Raw genomic sequence first — 20060 nt, 5'->3', positions numbered from 1 at the left:
AAACCTCCCTTTATTTGTTGCTTACTTCTTGCCGTAGTTCAATAATCTCCCTAGCTAAATCCTTAAGCGTCATTGCTGTCATTAAATGATCTTGAGCATGAATTAATAAAATTGGTGTATCAAAATCTTGACCACTAGCTTCTGCTTGAATCAATTGAGTTTGAAAACGATGCGCTTGACTAAATTCGCCTTCTGCCTCCGAAAGTTTTTCAAAAGCTAGTTCAAAATTTTTTTCCTTTGCCACATAAATAGCTTCCATTGCAAGGCTTCTAGCATTTCCGCTATGCAAGATTAGCTGGAAGGAAAGGTTGTACAATTCTTCTTTTGTCAATAGAATCACGCCCTTTACTAGAATTTAAGAAAACAATACCAAGAGCCTGCCCATAGGCAAGCTTCCAGTTTGTTTACAAAGATGAAATAACATGATACCCAGACTGAATGAAAACGATCGTTTGCCATCAGTCTGGGGCAGGCTCCTTTAAACCTTTTTTTAGTTTGATGAACCCTTTTCAGTTTGTAAATTTTGTTTATCCCACATTCTGAAAAACGGGTAGTATATTAGGAATGCTACAACAAGGTTAATCACTTGCATTGCTGAGCCTCTCCAGTTACCTCCAGTTGCTAGCCAACCGCCAATAATTGGTGGAGTCGTCCAAGGAATAGCAATACCATGAGTTTTTGGAGCAAAACCTGTTTTCATTCCGATATATGTGGTCACAACAAGAACTAATGGCGTTAAAATAAATGGAATTAAAAGTAATGGGTTCATTACTACTGGCGCACCGAAAGTAATGGGTTCATTAATATTAAAGATACCAGGTCCAATCGATAGCCTTCCTAATTGTTTGGCATGCTGACTCTTTGCAAACAATAACATCATAATGGCAAAACAGATTGTTGCACCTGAACCACCCATATAGATGAAAATATCAAAGAATTGTTGTGTAACAACATTTGGCATATCATGGCCAGCCTGTAATGCTAGACGGTTTGCATCAGTAGCCGCTAACCAAACTGGTCCCATTACTCCTCCAACAATTGCTGCACCATGTAAACCAACTGACCATAATAACTGAATTAATAATACGGCAATTAACGCACCGACTAAGGAACCACCAAGCTTACTTAGTGGATCTTGTAATAATTCTCCAACAATATTATGCAACGTTTCATAATGAGTATTTTCCATTATTAAGCGGACTACCCATATAACAGTAATAACTAGAAATGCTGGGAATAGTGCAACAAATGATTTACTTACACTTGGTGGTACACCATCAGGCATTTTAATAACGAAATTTCTTTGAATGACCCATCTATAAAGTTCCGTTGAAACTAATGCAATTATGATAGCAACAAACAATCCCTTACTTCCTAGGAACGCCATAGGTAGAACACCGCCAACTTTTAACGCAGCAGTTGCTCCCTCAGGTGTAAACAATGTGAAATATGGGGTCGATAAAATAAATGATGCGATCGATATTGCTCCAGCATTAAGTGGATCTACTTTGTAATGCTCAGCAAGTCGATAAGCTATACCAAACCCAGCAATAAGAGCCATAATATCAAAAGTAGCATTTACGGGATAAAGTATCTTCGTTAACCAATCCGCTCCGAATGTATCAGCCATAAATTGTGGGTAACTATCGATCGGAATAAAGCCTAAAATTAAGAATAAGGAACCAACAATGATTAAAGGCATCGTTAAAATTAGTCCATCACGCAATGCTTGCAAATGTTTTTGACCTGCTATTTTACCAGCAATAGGCATTACTTTCTCTTCTAACATTTGAGTAAAGTTGGCCACACTAATCACCCCTATATGAAATTATGAACCTATTAAATCGATCGCAAATTTCAGGACCTCTGCACCTTTACACATCCCATAATGGACGGGATTAATAGCATCTACTGGGATTCCTTTTTGTAAACCTTCTTTTTTTAACTGTGGGAGTAGGTACCTTACCTGTGGACCTACAAGTAATACATCTGCTTGATCAAGATGATTTTTAACATCATTAGCACTCACTGCCCAGATCCTTGCGTCAATCCCTTCGGATTTCGCAGCAGCTTCCATTTTTGTAACTAATAAACTTGTAGACATTCCGGCAGCGCAACATAATAATATGTTCATTTAATCCCCCTTTCTCTCTATAGGAAAACGCTTACAAATCAATTAAATTTCTACTAACAACAAGCAGAATCTACCCTTATATACCTCTCTCCCTCTAGAATTTTAATCTCAAGAAATATATATTCATCATTTTGGACATTAGGACAAATTTAAAATATTTTTTTACTAATTAAACTCTATAAACTTTTTAATATTTTCCCCTCTTAAATTGCTTAAAATAAAGCTTTGTTCAAGCCTTAGGTAGATTGACTTACTAAACTCAACTGACAAGATGATGATCATAAGATATCAAAACTAAAGTCTCATATACGTGATAAAAATAAACGGTTTTTTGAACTAGAAAAGCTAAAGATGTTCTTTTGCTACCTTTATAAAAAAGAAATGGTTAGATTACTAAACCATTTCTATTGGCTGTTTTATTTCAATTACGGCCTTTTATGAGTACGTTTTTTTCCTATTTTTGCTGTTTTCCTTACTCATGAACCCTCTATGAGTTACTATATTTCTTATTTTTGCTATTTTCCTTACTCATGAACTCGCTATGTGTTACTATTTTTCATCTTCTCGCTTTTTTACTTACTCAAGATACCCTTTTATTTTTGCTTTTTCTATTTCATGAACCCTTAAATTAAATAAAGCCTTAAGTCATTTACTTAAGGCTCCAAAAATTATTTCTTCAGTCATAGTTTTCGACTAAGACATTTAATTTTTTTATCTGTTCTTCGATTCCAGTATTCGCATTAATAAATACTTGATATGTGTCATTTCCTCTTGTTCCTACAAATTCATAACAAAGAACTTCTTGATTTAGTTTATTTAGTATAATCGCTTGACGCTCTTCCATTATTTTTAAGTTTGAATTAATTCCCTTACGTGCTTCTTCAATCGAGATTTTTGGTTTTTGAATTGTTCTATTTTTAAGCGCTGCTAAGTAATTTCTTGATGAAAATCCAACAATGCTTCCATCATCAAGTGCAATCTTCATCGTAACTGATTGAGGATAAATTCTCACATCGTCTTGCTTCGTTACATAAGTAAATACACCGACTGTATCGTATTGCGAGCTTTCAGTAAGTTCCATATTTGAGAATTTATTGCGCTCTAAAAATTTTAGTCCGTTAATTGAAGCTTGATTTAAATCAATTTTCTGTGGTTTTATATCTCGACTATCAATTACCCAAACAGGATATCCTCCCTTTTCCGTAATATCCATATAAATTTCACTGTTTGTTTTAGGCTCCTTAATTTCTAAACTATAATAACGATCTTTAAGTTTTTTACCTGTAAGCTCAGCTTTAATTTGAGCTGTATTATTTATTGCTAGAAACTTTTTAGCAATATCCTTTGCTTGTTCTTCTGTTATTTTTTCACCTTTTACATTCGCAAGATTTGGGCGATTTACTTTATAATTAGTCAGAGAAGGATCTGCATTTGCATCAGAATATGTCATTACATTTTTTTCTACTGTTTTAAATCCATCAATTATTACGTTATTTTTAGGATTTTGATCCTTTGCATAGGCTAGCTCTACATCCATCCAACGCAATTTATTTTCAAATACCATATGCTGTACTTTTCTTATTTCCCCTTGAATTTCAGCAGAGTTCTCATATAATTTTTCCAACGTAGCATATTCATTTTCAGTCAATGGTTCCTTATCCAAATCTCTTACCGCAGTTCGATAACTAAAGTTTCCAATATCTGTTAGAAACTCCTCTGTCTTATTAATTGGTAATAGTCTTAAGGGGAGCTGGCCAACATTGGAGTGCGCTTGAGAAGTAAGACCCCATACTTCAACTAATGCTGGTGAAATAGATGCTTTCGATTTCATTGCCAACGTGTCCCCGATTTTATCGTGTAATAGATCTAGTTCATAAGTTAATTCATGAAATGCACGTTGGTAGTTATTTTCTGCTTGTATATTAATTTCGTTTTTAGCCTTATGCTCTGTATAACCCCAATATGATGTTCCTATAATTCCAACTGCCAAAACGCCAATTGCAGCTTCCTTAATCACACAAACACTCCTTTCTTAACGACAAAATATATGCCTACCAATTTTCTTAATTTGTGGTCGACTCCAAATCCAAGCACTTGTTGCTGTGTCAGGATTAAAATAATAAATTGCATTTTCAGTTGGATCCCAACCATTTATTGCGTCCAAAACAGCTTTTTTTGCCGTTTCATTTGGCGTTAAATAAATTTGTCCATCTGCCACTGCAGTAAATGCACGTGGCTCAAAAATAACGCCTGACACTGTATTTGGGAATGAAGGATTACTTACACGATTCAAAATGACTGCCGCAACTGCCACTTGTCCAATATATGGCTCACCACGCGATTCACCATAAACTGCATTCGCCATTAACTGAATGTCGTTTTGCGAATAACCATTCGGCACATTCGATCCAGAACTTCCTGTGCTTCCGCTCTTCACATATTTAGTAGCTTTGACAATCATTGCTTTTGTCTTTGCACCTACAACTCCATCAACTGGCATTCCAAAATTATTTTGGAAATTCCTAACCGCCCAATAGGTGTTATATCCAAACACACCATCCACTTTACTTGTGTAATAGCCGTTATATTTTAATCGAGACTGTAATTCAATAACATCTTCTCCTGTTGCACCCATTTGAAGTACTTGGCTTGTAAAAGCATTTACATTTTTAAGCTGAACAGTAGAAAAGAAACTAAAAAATGCGATCAAAAATATTAAAGGACCTTTTAAGAAAAATACTTTCCTCATTTCAAACCTCCTGATTTATAAATTTCCCTATTTGTATTTTTTTCAAGAACTCCCAATTTATGTAAAAATTTTCAAATTAGGATATGGGATTTTTGAATTTTGCACTCTTATATAATTCATTTATCACATAAGAGTACTAGCAATTCTTTGGAAAAAGTCTTAAATATGGTAGTTATTTACTCCATAAAAAAAAGGCCGTTATGGCCAAATGTTAATTAAAGATTTTTCTATTTAATGGAATAACCTTCTCCATATACCCGATCATAAATTACCCAATCCCAAATATCATTTGAATGATTTTGAAGTACCCATTCATACCATGAATGATCAATCTGATCGTTTGTTAGGATTTTCATTAGCAGGGGAGCAATTTCATAAGACTCGACTGTAAGGGTACCTTTCACAAAAAATGGCTTCGAATATTTTCGAATCTTGTCCAATGTATTTTTGTCATTACTCCAAATCCACATCGGAGTTTCATTATACCAATCTTCACCATCCATCTTTTCTACTGGTGCTCCCCACGACTCGTAAGTTGCTTTTTTATCGCCAAATGTTGGACGATGGTCACCATAAAAAAGAACGATAGTAGGATCCTTACGTTTTTTTATTTCCTGCCATACTGATACAAGAGAATTTCCGCTTTTATAAATACCACTTGCATAACTCTCTACTTTCCCTTTTAAATCTTCATGCATTGGCACTCCACTAACTTTAATGTTTTCTTCAGGAAAATGGCCTTTATGCCAATCAAAATGATTTTGCATTGTCACGAAAAATACAAATTGACTTCCTTCTTTATTAATTAATGATAATGCTTTTTTCGAACTACAATCGTCTGATAAATAAGAACCAAATTTTTTACAAGAAGTTAAATCCGTTTCTGAAAGGAATTGATTAAATCCTAAGTTAGGATAAACTTCTTTTCGTTTAAAAAATGATGTTTTAAATGGGTGAAGCGCAATTGTATCCATACCAAATTGTCTAACATCTTGAATTAAACTAGGTGATCGTCTATTCCCCATTTTTCCTTCTTGGTATGGTGTCCGATCTTCGAATTTACGTTTTAATTTTAGACTAGTCAATACTTCAAACTCTTCATTAGCTGTCCGGCCTCCAAATGTATTACTTATTAAAGTACCATGAATACCTTCTTTTATAGAGTGAAGAGGTGTATTTGGGTCAGTGTTCCATTTTAATTTCATTCCATCTAAGATACTGTATGCCTCGCTTTGAATCACTAAAATATCCGGTAATTGTTTAGGTTTGGAAAGCGGCTTCAGAGAATTTATCCCTTTAATGACCCCATTTTTTTCTTTTTTAGGTATTTTAGGTTCTTCATGTTTGCTATTTACATAACTCACTAAAAATGCTGGATAAATACCATATCTCTCAACACTAGTTTCGTAATTCCAAGGAATATATTCTACATTGGCGTTTTTTATAAAATAAGCATAACCTTCTTTTGTACCAAATGAAAAAAATACCCCAATTAATACGATTAGACAGATACGCAGATTATTTTTCCTTGCTGAAGCATTTCTCCATTTTTTATAGGCAAAAAAAGTACCTAAAAAAAGAAATGATATAATTCCAAATACCCCTCCCCATTTAAGTAGAAATGGAAGTTTTGAAAATTGTAAAAAAACGACTGGATCACGCAAGAATAATAAATCACTTGGATGAAACGGCTCCCCAGTATATTTTATTTTTTCTGATAGTGCATACGAGAAAATTCCAATAGACCCTACAATCGTAATTGAAATCCACCAAACGTTATAGCCTAGAACAAGTAGTCCAATTATTAGTATTGAAACTATAACTGCCACAATCATGAAATTCCACTTTAAATAACCCATGTTTATAAAATGCTGATACAGATTTACCTTGCTCTTCCACAAAAAATGATGAGACCAAATCACAAGTAAATAGCTACAGACCAATCCGATCAGAATTAGTCCTAGAAAATAAAAACTCTTTTTAATCATGAAGTAACCAACTTAGTAATTTTATTTCTATTTCATTCTCAATTGTTTCTGTATTTAATGAGTGAGTTCTAGGATCGATTTTTGTCATCGTGAAGAAGTCCTTCCTAATTATTTAAATACTTTATAATATGCCCAAAATAGCTAGTTTTTTTCATGAAATAATAGTTAGAAATCATTTTCTTAAGTAACATAAAAAAAGACAATCACCTTGTCGGTATATTGCCTTAAGTAAATTGACCATATCATATTTTAACTAAACAATATAAAATAAGCCGCTTCCGTTTCTATTAGACTTGCATCTGGTTATTCCGTTTATATTTACGAGATAAATCTTCATATACTCCTGATCCGAACAGTACTCCTATTAAAATTAAAATAAATCCAACTACTTGAGTTAAAACGATTTTTTCTCCTAAAAATAGGATCGCCCCAATTAGTGAAAAGAACGGATTTAGATTTAAGAATATCGCAGCCTCTGTTGTACCAACCTTTCCAAGAGAAAAATTGTATAGCATATGCCCAATAGCTGTAGCAACAACCGCTGATGCAAAAAATACGGCCCAAATTCCTGCTGAATGATGTACCATGCTAGCCATTCCATTTGGCTCAAGGATTTGACTAATTCCAAATAAAATAATCGAACCCATGACAAGCATATATCCAGTCATTAATCTTGGGTCTAAAGTTTTAGACGCTTTTTTAATTAAAACGAAGCTTGATGCTTGAGCTAAGATTGCTAAAAACACATAAAAATCTCCATGTGACACTCCATGAAATCCACCACCACTTTGGAAGACAATAAAAGCGACACCTGCAAATCCAAATAAAACGCCTAAAACTCTAACAAATGTCAGTACACTACCTAAAAAGAAAACAGACAATAAGGCTGTTAGAAGAGGCCCCATTCCTAGAATAAGTCCCCCGTTTGATGCTGAAGTTTGAGAAAGCCCAATCGATAAAAAATAATGATGCGCCACTACATTTAATAGCATCGCAGGAAAAACATAACCAAACTCCCTCTTAGTAAGCAACCGAACTTTTTTGATTAAAAATAAAATAATAAAAACACTTACCCCCGCAGTAAAAACACGAATCGCTGTCATCGTAACAGGCATAAAATCTTCTACTAAAATTTTTGTAGCAATAACATTAAATCCCCATATCACCATAATACAAAATAAAATGATGTAAATTTGTTGCTTCTTCAACTTCTCCACTTCTTTCTGTTTAGCCTATCTTTTAAAATAAAAAGAGGGAAAGCTTTGAAATAAAGTTCTTCCCTCTTATATTATGAATCTGAAAATTTTTTAATTTACTTTTTCTAATATAGTAAATTTTGTTGATTAATACAATGTGTATGCTCAAATTCTCTTAAATTAGGAATCTTCATTCTTTTCTCTTTTTCAATAGACCTGTAAAAAAATACTACCTTCAAAGGTAGCATTTTTTTATAATCAAGTACCACAATAAGTCTGATAAGGACGATCTGGATCAGGAGGAAGTGAACAATAACTAACTTGTTCCTTAGACTCAACAAATGGATTAGAAAGCACCTTAACCAACTTCTCCATTACACTATAATCTCCATTTTCGACCGCTGCTTCTAATGCTTCTTCTACGCGATGATTTCTTGGAATAACAGTCGGATTATTGTCTCTCATCAATTGAAGTGAGGCTTGTTTTGATTCTGATTGTCTGCTTAATCTCTCCTGCCACTGCTTTTCCCACTGTTTATATTCAGGGGATTTGAACAATGATTCATTTTGCTGACCATATGATAATGCTCGGAACGTATTCGTGTAGTCTGCTTTATTCTTTTCCATTATTTCAAGTAACTCATCAATTAAAGACTTATCTTGTTCTTCTTCATTAAATATTCCTAATTTTTTTTTCATTCCAGCTACCCAATTATCAACATACGCAATAGGATATTCAGAAATTGCATTTTGTGCTATTTCAAGAGCCTTCTCTTGATCATCATGTAAAAGTGGTAATAGTGTTTCAGCAAATCGAGCAAGATTCCAACCAGCCATTTTTGGTTGGTTTCCATAAGCATAACGACCACGTAGATCAATTGAACTAAAAACGGTTGCAGGATCATAAGTATCCATGAATGCGCATGGACCATAGTCAATTGTTTCTCCACTAATTGTCATATTGTCAGTGTTCATTACCCCATGAATAAAACCAACCAATTGCCACTTAATAATAAGTGAGGCTTGGCGTTTTATTACTTCTTGAAGGAATAATAGATATCGATTCGGATCATGTTTTTCAATTTCTGGGTAATGTCTTTGAATTGTATAATCTGCAAGTTCTTGAAGCTCCTTAACACTGCCCCATCTTGAAACATATTGAAACGTACCAACACGAATATGGCTAGCAGCAATTCGGGTCATAACAGCTCCAGGTAATCGAGTGTCACGCTGAATTTGTTCACCGGTAGTTACAACTGCAAGACTTCTTGTAGTCGGAATCCTTAGTGCATGCATTGCTTCACTAATAATGTATTCACGTAGCATTGGGCCAAGTGCTGCACGACCGTCTCCACCTCTTGAATAAGGCGTTCTACCTGAACCTTTAAGTTGAACATCAAATCGCTCGTTATTTGGGGTAATCTGTTCACCTAGTAATAAAGCTCTTCCATCCCCTAACATATTAAAATGAGCAAACTGATGACCTGCATATGCTTGAGCAAGTGGTAATCCACCTTCTGGGACTTGATTCCCAGCAAAAACGTTAACACTTTCTTCATTTTGAAGTGCTTGCGCATCTAAACCAAGAGATGCTGCTAATGGCTTATTTAGCACAACTAATTTTGGTGAACTTACTGGATTTAAGTCTTGAATAGCAAAAAAGAATTCTGGTAACCTCGAATAACTATTATCAAAATTCCATCCCGCACCATTTCCGTGAGTCATCTAATCCCCCTTTTCCACTTTTTTCTATTTACTTTTTATTCTCTCTACATATAACAAAAAAACAAATGATTTTCTATGATTTTGCTTCACAATCCATCTCTCGATTTAGTGTCTACCATCCAATTCAATCTATTCACCTAGATAAGGAGCATGAAAAAAAGAAGCCTCAATCGGCTTCTTTCTAAAAACATATAAGTGAAATTCAGATCATCCTAGATTCCACACTTCAGCTGTACTTGACAGTTATCACATGTATTGCAACCACCATGTTCAACTACAGTACCAACCAAGCAGATTGGACAAGTATCTCCGTTTTCTACTCCTACATTACCAGTTTTAATTGGTGAAATTTGATCTTGATTATTTTGCGTTTCAATATTTTCAACTGCTTCAAGTTCTACAGTTGTAAAATCATTTTCTTCATTTGTTAGTGATAAGACTTGAGCGTCACGAGAACCATCTACATAAACAGTTCCGCCCTTCGCACCACCTTTGTGTAATCTTTCATACACTTTCGCTACTTGCTTGACAGTATACCCTCTAGGAGCATTCACTGTTTTACTGATTGAAGAATCGATCCATCTTTGGATAATACATTGAACATCAGCATGAGCCTCTGGAGAAAGGTCCATCGTTCCAACAAATTGTTCTGGCAGATGCTCGATCATCTCATAAACATTTTCTTCAGTTACTTCATAACCATTAGCTTCTAACCACTCTAAAGCGATATCCGCTACAACTGGTATGAATTTACCTAAACGTCCTGAACGGAAGTACACAAAGTTGAAATATGGTTCAAGTCCAGTACTGACATTCATCATTGTACCAGTGCTTCCAGTAGGAGCAATTGTTAATAAGTGTGAGTTACGAATACCGTTTTCTAATACAGCTTCACGTATTTCTTCCGGCATTTTTTTCATATATCCCGAGTTAATAAAACGTTCACGTCCATCTTCAAATGTTGATAAGAATGGGAATTCTCCCTTTTCTTCAGCTAATTCAATTGAAGATTTATAAGCAGTAGTAGCAATTACTTCAAAAATCTGATCGACTAACTTGTTTCCAGCTTCTGAACCATACACTAGACCACAACGGATTAGTAAATCATGTAATCCCATTACCCCTAATCCGATACGTCGTTCTCCTTTTGCTTGCTTCGTATTCTCTTCTAAGAAATACGGGGTTGCATCGATTACGTTATCCTGCATTCTTGTCCCGATTTGTACAGTTCGTTTTAACTTTTCCCAGTTAACTTGACCATTTTCCGTCATTTCTGCTAAGTTAACAGCTGCTAAATTACAAACTGAGAATGGAGCAAGTGGTTGCTCGCCACAAGGGTTAGTTGCAACTACTTTTTGACCATACGATACAGCATTTGTCATTTTGTTTGCATTGTCTAAGAAGAAGATACCAGGCTCTGCAGAATAAGTAGCACACACATTAATTAAATCCCAAAGCTCTTTTGCCTTTATTTTGTGATACGTTCTTACACCATAACCACGAGCAGCCCATTCACGTACATCTCCACATTCCTGCCATTCTTGATCATAGATTAGACGCATCTCATCGTCATAGTTTTCTAAATCTGGGAATTGAAGCTTGTATTCTCCGTCATTTTCTACAGCTTCCATAAAATCATCAGTTAAACAAACAGATATATTTGCACCTGTTAAAAACTCAGGGTTATGAACTGAATATTTACCACCATCTTTAAGAAGTTCTTTTGCTTGTTCTATTTCAGGCGTATCTAATTTTCCTTCAAGCGTTGCTAAATGGATTAATGCTTCATAAGCAGCTTTTTCAGCTGTACTAATTGGCTCGAACTTTAATTTGCGCTCTACTTCTTCACGAATTAATTTCGATTTTGTTGTTTGCGCGATAAAACGTAAAACCTTTGGATTTTGATTCTTCGATACGATGAATTCTACGATATCAGGATGATTTACATTCATCATAATCATTTGGGCACCACGTCTTGATCCACCTTGAATGACTAAGTTCGTTAATTCTGATAAATCGTGCAACCAAGAAACTGAACCACTTGATCGTCCGTTCACACTATATACGATTGCATCTCTAGGACGTAAAGTTGATCCGTTCGTCCCTACGCCACCACCACGTGACATAATTTCCATTACCTTCTTACGGTGTTCACCAATCCCATCACGAGAATCGTGAATATGAGGCATTACATAACAGTTAAAGAATGTAGTTGAAGCACCAGTTCCTGCACCAGCCAACACACGTCCCGCTGGTACAAATGTTTTGTTAGCTAAAATTTCATAAAACATATCTTTTACTTCGGAGAATTTTTCTGGAGTTTCTGCAGATGCAAGTCCTCGTGCTACACGGTCTGCAATTTGTTCATAGAAGATTTCAAGTGGCTTATCAACTTTATTAAATGCAACTGTAATGATTGCTCCATCTTCAAATTGAGCATCTAATTGAACAGTTACTTCTTCATTAGTATAGTCAATGGCAATCACTTCACCATATCCACGACGAGGAAACTTCGGATCATCCTTATATGTTAAAACGACTAGGTCACCTACTCCTAAAGTTTTAAGCTTAATATCTTTAAATGCGTATCGATCTAACATAACCGTTCTAGATACACCTTTAAATGTAGTTTTATGCATTTTGGGATTAATAGGTGTAATCATTGGAAAATGCATTATGTCTTTGTTTAATTTCTGTATATTCGCAGGTAATTCAGCATCAATTATTGTATTTATCATCACCTGTTCCTCCTCGTATAGATTATATCGATTTTACCATATATCGATATATAGGTGTTCACTTTCTTCACAACACCCATATGTAGTATTTGTCCCGTCTCAACAAGATATAAATATACCGACTTAAGAAGTAAAAGTCAATGTAAACGACCCAAATAAACTTATTTAAATTTGCACATTTTCCTACAAATTTCATTGACAAATTTACTTTTAACTATGTGATATTAAATAACAACTTTGAGAATTGAGGATTAATGACCATCCTCTAGTAGAACGATCATAATTGTATTTTTTTAAATAAAGTTTGATAAATTCTTCAATAAATAGTGTACAATTTATAGAAATTAAAGAATGGAGAAAAACATATGGTAACTTGTAAAGAAACAAGAGTCATTCGAACAAATTTGGTTTTACCAAATGATGTAAATAGTCATAATACTTTGTTTGGCGGAAAACTTATGAATGACTTAGATATTATCGGAAGTATTTCCGCAATGAAATTTTGTAGATCTTCAATTGTAACTGCTTCTACTGATTCTGTAGATTTTCTTCATCCGATCACGATGAAAGATTCGGTGGCATTCGAAAGTTATGTAACTTGGACTGGTACCTCATCTTTTGAAGTATTCGTTAAAGTAACTGCAGAAAACTTAAAAACTGGTGAAGAGAAAATCGCAGCAACTGCCTTTTTAACGTTTGTTGCCTTGGATCAAGATGGAAATTTAGTTAAAGTACCACAAATTATTCCGGAAACTGAAGAAGAAAAATTCTTATATGAGGGCGGAGAAGAACGCGCTAAAATCCGTAAAAACAGAAGACTAAAAAGTAAGGAATTAGCAGACTTTTTATATAAAAAATGAAGAAATGTCATCGGTATCATTTAGTCTTTCTTAAAGAATAAAAAATGGGACGACAAAAGTCGTCCCCATTTCAACTAAGAATTTGGAATGCTACTATACAGTCATTTTCCAACTAGATAATGCTAACCAATTTTCTCTTTCCTTATAATCAGGTATTATTTTTCCTACTAGTCGCCAAAAAGAACGATCATGATTCATATGAACAAGATGACACATTTCATGAACAACTACATAGTCAATCACCTTTTGAGGAGCCATTGCCAATTTCCAATTAAATGTCAGTTGCCTGTTTGAATCACAAGTACCCCAGTTCGTTTTACTATCATTAATACGAATCGAAGAAGGTTTTACTTTAAAATTACTTTGATACTTTTGAATACTCTTTTGAACGATCGCTTTACACTGCTGATAATAAAACCTTTTTAGTGCCTGTTGTATTCGTTCATCCTCTAGTTGTTTTACAATAATATTTAGCCTATCTTTTTCAAAAACCACTTGATCTTGCAAAATACGATCATCATGTGAAATCTGAATTGGATAAGAACTTCCCAAATAAAGAAATGTCTCACCGAATTCATAAGTCCTTTCCTTTGGACCACGAAGTCGCTCCTTCATTTCATTTGATTTTTGAAGAATCAACTCCCAATTAACCTCTAAAACTTCGATGACACTTTTGTCTGGTGTATCCTTAGGAGCCTGAACCTCAACGTTTCCGTAAGAGTCTATATAAATACCGATTGATTTTCGCTTTTTGTACTTAATATTAAAATTGATTGTTTCGCCTAAATATGTATGTATCATTTTATCACCTATTCGTTAACCTTCTAATCCTGCATCTTTACAATCATATTTTACAGAAGAAGCTTTATTTTTTAAATAGTAAAGACAACACTCTAGTCAACGAGTGTTGTCTTCAACTTTTTATCCTATACTAACTTGTAACTCTTTATACCCATATGCAGATGTACTCGGTATGAAAACGATTCATGCTATGGACGGGAGAACAGTCTACATTTCTCCTATAAAGGACTAAAAAGGACAAATTCTTCTTACAATTGTATCCCATCTGTTATTGCAGTCTCAAACCTATTATGATTTAAAAGATCTAAATTTCTTTCAATATTTTTTGATTCACCTAAACGAATTGCCCACAAACCAGTCTTTAGCATCCAACTAGTTGGATTTGCTACCATTTTGCCAATCGATGCAACTTCATGATCATGTAATTTAATGAGCCCCTCCCACTCTGCCTCTTTGGCTCCTGCAAGCTTTTTTGCAAAATTCCAAGCATAATTCCGTGATTTCTCTAGGCTAAAGTTTATGATCGCCTTAGATGCCTTTGGATCGATATGGTCTAAAAAACCAATCCATGGCGATATACGATCCATGTCATCCCTTACCTCGTCCACTAAAGATGCCAATATACGATTTATATTCATAAAGTCATTGTAGAGCGATTGAATATCAGCGTTTTTGCATACCATTGCAGCTGCTACTCCTAAATCCAAATTGATATGTGCGTTAATTCCGAGCAATAAATTCTGCAGCAAAATAGATTTACCGCTTTGAGCATGACGAAACGCTAATTGCCAGCTGAGGCTAGAAGGTTCACCATTTAAATAACTTTTAAGTGCTTTTAAATAAAAATTTGCAAAGTTTACATCAAGACTTTCCATTCTTGCACCGTCTTCAAATTGATTATTTAAAATCCCTTCCTTCACTTTAATGGTGACCATCCGGTATAAAGAAGCAAAATATCCTAGTTTATTTTTTGTTTTATTACTCATTGAAATAATTTCATCTAATTGATGAATTACATCATCGATTGTATTAGCATTTCCTAGATTGTTTGAAAGACGATTCATTCTTCACTCTCCCATCATTGTGACTTGTACTGTTTTAGATTTGTTAATCAATATGCTTGTAGGATTGAAAAGATACTTTTAATTGTGGTGGCTTTATTTTGATTCAGTTTATCTATAGAGAATTCCTTCCGTTTTGGCGAACTTTGAACTGTTAAATGCGGTTAAAGTAGAGTTGAATTACGGAACGCGGCAAGCCAGATATCCGAACTATAAGTGTACATTATTGATAGTTGTGACCTTTGTGTATAAAGTGTCGCGTTTCGTCCAGTACTTTTGTGCATAAAACGCTTGAACTCATTTTGCGTGTTAAAATACAGCAGGGAGTTAATTTTTCGAAATACGAACGCTATGTGAACATTGTTGATAAAGTTGTGAACTTCGTTGATATATTGATGAAACCCGTTGATATATACCTATAATCCGTTGATATATTGCCAAAACCTGTTGATATATGCCTAAAACTCGCTGATACTTTGCCACAACCTGTTGATATCGTACTTAGAACCGTAGCATTCTTCCTTGTAATCAGAGAAAAAACACAAAAAATCCACAAGGAAAATCAATTCCCCTGTGGATTATCTTAATTTATAAAGTCATTCCAATGACATCAAGTACGATTAGATTAATCTCAATTCTGCTCGCCTTCAGATAACTTATCAAAATCCTTAAATAAACCTTGGATATTCTTCTCATATACATCCCCTACTTTTACAATAGGAGGTTCAGGGCGTGTGCGTGAATATAAGCTTTCGTAAATATCTTCTATTTCCTCACCTGTTAAATCCCCTCTGTTTAACAGCTCCTGCGCAATTGAATGTACGAAATCAGCGTGATCGGTTACAAGTTTTTTTACTTGGCTCATTTGATCCTTTAGAAGAAGGTTAATTTTTGGTCGAAGTGCTCTTAGGCCTTCTGCTTGAGAGCCTAATGCATTCCAGCTAAATAGCTCATCGCCCATTCCGACTAAACCTAGATATGCACCACCAAGCAGTGTAGCTTGTTGTAAATCAGAAGTAACTCCGTTTAATTTCTTGTGAAGAAACTCTTCTTCTACAGCTCTAGCCGCTAAACAAACTTGGATTGCTGCTAGAATCTCGCTGTCGCTTCGGTTATATCTTTCTGTTGTTGGCTTAGTTGCAGCAAGACCTAATGCGTCACCTCTTCGTATAATTGTTACTTTCCATACTCGATCATGTGGCTTTAGCAAATATTGAGCTACGGCGTGACCTGCTTCATGATACGCAACATTACTCTTCTCATCTTCGCTCATGGATCTGAGTGGCTGCTTAAGTCCCCACTCATACGTTTCCATTGCATCTCGGAAGTCAGTATAGTTTGCTACCTCAGCACCTCGTTGATGAGCAATAACGACTGTTTCGTTCACAATATGTTTAATTTGAGCGGGGCTATAACCGATTGTATCAAGAGCAGCTCTTTCTGAAGTTAAAGATTCGTCGATTTTCACCTTTTTTAAATAATATTGGAAAACATCGATTCTTCCATCGTAATCAGGAGAATCTACCCAAAGTTTCCGGTCGAAACGACCTGGTCGAAGTAATGCCTGATCAAGTACGTCAGGTAAATTTGTAGCTGCAATCGTCAGAACTGCCGGACGTTCAGCTTTCTTTTTTCGTAATCCAAGTGAGCGAAGAAATTTTGCGATTTTAGAACTATCAATGTTTGGAGGGTCCATTTGTAATAAAAGCTCATTCAATAACCCGGAGCCCATTCCCATACCGAACATTCCACCGCCACCTGCGCCTCCCCCTTGACGAGACATACCAATTGCGTCAACTTCATCGATAAAAATGATACACGCGCCGTAAATATTAGCTAACTTTCTTGCCTTTTTGTAAATCCCCATTACCTTCAAATTCCCTACACCAAAGAACATGTTTTGAAAACTAGGAGCTGAGGCATAAGCAAAAGGTACCTGAGCCTCATTCGCAATAACTTGTGCAAGATAAGATTTCCCTGTACCCGGGGGACCGCAAAGTAGCAACCCTCGGATCGCTTCTCCACCCATCTCCTTAAACTCTTTAACGCCTTTTAGTAATGTTACGATTCTTTTTGCATTTTCAACAATCTCAGGGTTTCCACGATAATCATCCCACGTTGAACCAGTCTCACCTGGTAAAATCCAATAGGTACGTCCTCTAGCTAAAAACCAGAAAAGCGCTACAAACTGTATAATCATAAATAACATTGCAAAGACCAACTGGAATAATAGACTAACAATCGAAAATGCTACACTCCAATAAGTTGGTCCTCCTTGTATAAGCACAATACCAATAATTACAATAAATGCTAACCAAATAAAAAATCTTCGCCATTTTACCCATTGATATTTCTTCATAAACATTACTTCCTTCTAGGGAATTTTTTGAATATTCTATGAAAAAAACAGCCCATTGGTGCCTAGAAATATATGTATGCTAAAACTAAATAAATTCGTTCATTTAAATGAAATAATAAAGCCCTCCAAAAGAGGGCTTCTCAGACTGCCCGCCAAACGCTCGCTTTCTTCGTTGCNNCGCGCCTCGAAAGACAAGCGCTTGCAATCAGTCTGATAATCAAATTTTTGGGACTTTATCTTCACACTGTAAAGCCCTCCAAAGGAGGGCTTCTAATACTTATTGAAATTTACTGAAAATGTCTTTCAAATATTTTATAACGACAGCGATTCCACCGATGAAATAAAATACAATTAGAATCCATCCAGTAGGATCAAGTGCAAACATTGAAATTAAAAACTTCAATGGAAAAATGAAGTATAGAATATCCTTTAAATATCCTAGTATAAAAGATGTGTCGAATGAACCTTTCCAAAATGAACGGATAAATGCTATTACAAAATCAAGAATCATTAATCCAGTAACAGCCCATAAAGTATAAAGCATCCAATCCGCAAGTCCGAAACCTAAATCCATGATTTATCACCACCTTACATCATACTATTCAAAGAAAATAGGCTGGTGATACAAATTGACTTAATTTTCAGATAACAATTCCCGAACTTTATTAAGTCCTTCATTTAGGTCTTTATCCTTGTATTTGACATATTAATTTAATATGAGATTAATTGCGAAAATGACTCTAGTTCCCACTTCATATTTACTGATCAATACTCTTTTACTAAAATTTATCCTTTGGAAAAGGCAGACCGTTACACAGTTCAAATTTCCTAAACGATTGTTTTTCTAGATAACGAAAGCCCAACTAACCATACACAAGTTCCCCTATCTGTCCTTGAACATAAAATATTAGTAAAAACATATAGAAAGGGAGAAATAGTAGTGGGATTATTTATTAATAAGAATGAACACCCTGATGTTTTTAAAAATAATGAAAAACTCCAAACACCAAATCAAGGGCTTGCTCGTCATAATTACTTAGCTGAGCTAATGCATGAACAACAAAAAAACAACATGAGCATAGAAAAATCAATCTCTGAATTAAAACCACGATACGAGCAATTAGAAGCACTTCAAACAAACCAGTGGAATCATGTTAAGAATCAAGTAAATAGTCTCATAGTTAGTAACCGTGAGCGTGAACAATTTGAACGAATGATGATTCAACGGTTAAATACTTTAGACGCAAATGAAAGCCTAGAAAAACAGACGCTAGTTGACCAAATGATTAGTTTAAATAAAGCATTTACAGAAATGACAAACCGTTTGGAAAAAAGTGAATCTGATAACCGCTCTCTCTCCTTACAACTAAATAAACTAATTGAAAAACAAAATGAAGTAGCTCATGGCTTGCTGCAGCAAGAGGAATTTCAACATGGCGTTTTAGATCGCCTTGATACGCAAGAAGCATTGATCGAAAGAATCTCTCACCAGCTCAACAATATCCGCTCAATTATTTTTGAGCGAGCAAGCTACATTACTACTAAACTTGAGGATAGTTATAAACTAACAACTGACTATATTTATAAACTATTTAATAGTTCTGAGAAGTCCAAAACCTATACAACTTCGGTTAGCAATAAAAAAGAGGAAAAGGAAAAACAAAAACAATCAGACTAACTCGAGGGATTGTTCGAAAATCAATATATCGTATATAGAAAAAGCTTCTCGACATGTCTGCTCCTAGACTTAATCGACAAGCTTTTTTAGTGTTTAGAAATAAACTAATGCGACTTTTTCTTTCTCTTCTAGGTTTTCAATCATTGAATACCAAGCTGCTGGTTTATTCGATAAAACTGTGTAATAACGCTTTAGAAACTTCACGATCAAATCTGATTGAAGCTCGTTTTTTTCTCCGTCCATCGGAAGGAAACAAAGATCAAGACCTGTTACCGCTTCACCATCGTTGTTCCATGATGGATGAATATATTCAAAATCTAGACGTTTATAGCCTAAATGTGCTAATACTTCTCGACGAACAAATGGATCCATTGGTTTAACACCACCAAATTCGTAGTGTTCCACTCGATATGGATCATATATTTCAGCAAACATACCTGATAACTTTTTATTATTTTCAGTTGCTAACGCTTGTAAATCTACTAATCTTTTATGTGCCAAATACGGGCCGATTCCTAAACCAGCTTGGCCAATTATTGTAAAGTCAGTCATAGCAACATTAAAATCATCATAATAACGATACTCTGTTGCGCCTACTACTTTACCTTCATGGACAGCAACAAATACACGAATTCCTGGATCCTCCAAAGGTTCTTTCCAAAGATCAAATTCTAATACTTCTTCTTTTGGAAATACATCTTGCATTAACTGATGCATTTGTTTGAATAATGGGTCATTAATATTGGTAATTCTCCTATATTCCATTTTCTT

At 35.0% G+C, this 20060-nt stretch carries 16 protein-coding genes; 2 read left to right on the top strand and 14 right to left on the bottom strand.

The genetic code is table 11. From position 1 onward, the window contains the following. Positions 1-10: 10 nt before the first annotated feature. The 9 genes from COC46_RS11330 to COC46_RS11290 all read right to left on the bottom strand — a co-directional run bounded on the left by COC46_RS11330 (position 11) and on the right by COC46_RS11290 (position 12530). Positions 11-331 carry a PTS sugar transporter subunit IIA gene (locus COC46_RS11330; protein ID WP_098809822.1) on the bottom strand — a complete coding sequence of 107 codons (321 nt, stop codon included), beginning with the start codon at positions 329-331 and terminating at the stop codon, positions 11-13. 159 nt (positions 332-490) lie between these two features. Then, complete coding sequence (celB, locus tag COC46_RS11325; RefSeq protein WP_369700047.1) at positions 491-1807, bottom strand: PTS cellobiose transporter subunit IIC; 1317 nt, start codon at positions 1805-1807, stop codon at positions 491-493. Positions 1808-1828: 21 nt separating this feature from the next. Further along, a complete protein-coding gene (locus COC46_RS11320; protein WP_069035316.1) occupies positions 1829-2134 on the bottom strand; it encodes a PTS sugar transporter subunit IIB in 306 nt (101 codons plus the stop codon). A gap of 676 nt (positions 2135-2810) precedes the next feature. Continuing rightward, a complete protein-coding gene (ypeB, locus tag COC46_RS11315) occupies positions 2811-4151 on the bottom strand; it encodes a germination protein YpeB (protein ID WP_098809821.1) in 1341 nt (446 codons plus the stop codon). A 15-nt stretch (positions 4152-4166) separates the two neighbouring features. After that, complete coding sequence (gene sleB, locus COC46_RS11310; protein ID WP_098809820.1) at positions 4167-4883, bottom strand: spore cortex-lytic enzyme; 717 nt, start codon at positions 4881-4883, stop codon at positions 4167-4169. A 227-nt stretch (positions 4884-5110) separates the two neighbouring features. Then, a complete protein-coding gene (locus tag COC46_RS11305; protein WP_176545130.1) occupies positions 5111-6718 on the bottom strand; it encodes an LTA synthase family protein in 1608 nt (535 codons plus the stop codon). A 440-nt stretch (positions 6719-7158) separates the two neighbouring features. Next, the gene (locus COC46_RS11300) at positions 7159-8088 is read right to left on the bottom strand and encodes a DMT family transporter (protein ID WP_369700046.1); all 930 of its coding nucleotides are present in this window, start codon (positions 8086-8088) and stop codon (positions 7159-7161) included. Between the two features lie 237 nt (positions 8089-8325). Beyond that, positions 8326-9792: a protein adenylyltransferase SelO gene (locus COC46_RS11295; RefSeq protein WP_098809817.1), complete on the bottom strand. Its 1467-nt coding sequence runs from the start codon at positions 9790-9792 to the stop codon at positions 8326-8328. Positions 9793-10004: 212 nt separating this feature from the next. Then, positions 10005-12530 carry a vitamin B12-dependent ribonucleotide reductase gene (locus COC46_RS11290; RefSeq protein ID WP_098809816.1) on the bottom strand — a complete coding sequence of 842 codons (2526 nt, stop codon included), beginning with the start codon at positions 12528-12530 and terminating at the stop codon, positions 10005-10007. Positions 12531-12895: 365 nt separating this feature from the next. On the opposite strand from COC46_RS11290, the gene COC46_RS11285 reads away from it, so the two are divergent. Further along, on the top strand, positions 12896-13390 hold the full coding sequence (locus tag COC46_RS11285) for an acyl-CoA thioesterase (RefSeq protein ID WP_098809815.1): 495 nt from the start codon (positions 12896-12898) through the stop codon (positions 13388-13390). Between the two features lie 93 nt (positions 13391-13483). Here COC46_RS11285 and COC46_RS11280 read toward each other — a convergent pair whose 3' ends face one another. The 4 genes from COC46_RS11280 to COC46_RS11265 form a co-directional block, all read right to left on the bottom strand. Further along, entirely contained in the window at positions 13484-14191 is a 708-nt protein-coding gene (locus COC46_RS11280) for a M48 family metallopeptidase (protein ID WP_098809814.1), read from the bottom strand. Between the two features lie 248 nt (positions 14192-14439). After that, positions 14440-15255 (bottom strand): DUF5995 family protein, encoded by an 816-nt coding sequence (locus COC46_RS11275; protein WP_098809813.1) that lies wholly within the window; start codon positions 15253-15255, stop codon positions 14440-14442. Between the two features lie 628 nt (positions 15256-15883). Then, positions 15884-17611 carry an AAA family ATPase gene (locus COC46_RS11270; protein ID WP_098809812.1) on the bottom strand — a complete coding sequence of 576 codons (1728 nt, stop codon included), beginning with the start codon at positions 17609-17611 and terminating at the stop codon, positions 15884-15886. A 277-nt stretch (positions 17612-17888) separates the two neighbouring features. Then, entirely contained in the window at positions 17889-18185 is a 297-nt protein-coding gene (locus COC46_RS11265; RefSeq protein ID WP_098809811.1) for a hypothetical protein, read from the bottom strand. Between the two features lie 366 nt (positions 18186-18551). Here COC46_RS11265 and COC46_RS11260 point away from each other — a divergent pair, with 366 nt between their 5' ends. Then, the gene (locus COC46_RS11260) at positions 18552-19289 is read left to right on the top strand and encodes a hypothetical protein (protein WP_098809810.1); all 738 of its coding nucleotides are present in this window, start codon (positions 18552-18554) and stop codon (positions 19287-19289) included. Positions 19290-19382: 93 nt separating this feature from the next. Here COC46_RS11260 and COC46_RS11255 read toward each other — a convergent pair whose 3' ends face one another. After that, on the bottom strand, positions 19383-20054 hold the full coding sequence (locus COC46_RS11255) for a GNAT family acetyltransferase (protein ID WP_098809809.1): 672 nt from the start codon (positions 20052-20054) through the stop codon (positions 19383-19385). Positions 20055-20060: the final 6 nt, after the last annotated feature.

Source organism: Bacillus sp. AFS041924 (assembly GCF_002577195.1).
Lineage (GTDB): Bacteria > Bacillota > Bacilli > Bacillales > Bacillaceae_G > Gottfriedia.
The sequence above is the reverse complement of the archived record's forward strand: the minus strand, read 5'-3'. Positions and strand labels throughout refer to the sequence as shown.

What these genes read in the sequence shown, in the direction of transcription:
- COC46_RS11270 (WP_098809812.1), bottom strand. Translation starts at nt 17,611, where the DNA reads ATGAAGAAATATCAATGGGTAAAATGGCGAAGATTTTTTATTTGGTTA.
- COC46_RS11305 (WP_176545130.1), bottom strand. Translation starts at nt 6,718, where the DNA reads ATGATTGTGGCAGTTATAGTTTCAATACTAATAATTGGACTACTTGTT.
- COC46_RS11295 (WP_098809817.1), bottom strand. Translation starts at nt 9,792, where the DNA reads ATGACTCACGGAAATGGTGCGGGATGGAATTTTGATAATAGTTATTCG.
- COC46_RS11280 (WP_098809814.1), bottom strand. Translation starts at nt 14,191, where the DNA reads ATGATACATACATATTTAGGCGAAACAATCAATTTTAATATTAAGTAC.
- COC46_RS11285 (WP_098809815.1), top strand. Translation starts at nt 12,896, where the DNA reads ATGGTAACTTGTAAAGAAACAAGAGTCATTCGAACAAATTTGGTTTTA.
- COC46_RS11265 (WP_098809811.1), bottom strand. Translation starts at nt 18,185, where the DNA reads ATGGATTTAGGTTTCGGACTTGCGGATTGGATGCTTTATACTTTATGG.
- COC46_RS11275 (WP_098809813.1), bottom strand. Translation starts at nt 15,255, where the DNA reads ATGAATCGTCTTTCAAACAATCTAGGAAATGCTAATACAATCGATGAT.
- COC46_RS11255 (WP_098809809.1), bottom strand. Translation starts at nt 20,054, where the DNA reads ATGGAATATAGGAGAATTACCAATATTAATGACCCATTATTCAAACAA.
- COC46_RS11290 (WP_098809816.1), bottom strand. Translation starts at nt 12,530, where the DNA reads ATGATAAATACAATAATTGATGCTGAATTACCTGCGAATATACAGAAA.
- sleB (WP_098809820.1), bottom strand. Translation starts at nt 4,883, where the DNA reads ATGAGGAAAGTATTTTTCTTAAAAGGTCCTTTAATATTTTTGATCGCA.
- COC46_RS11320 (WP_069035316.1), bottom strand. Translation starts at nt 2,134, where the DNA reads ATGAACATATTATTATGTTGCGCTGCCGGAATGTCTACAAGTTTATTA.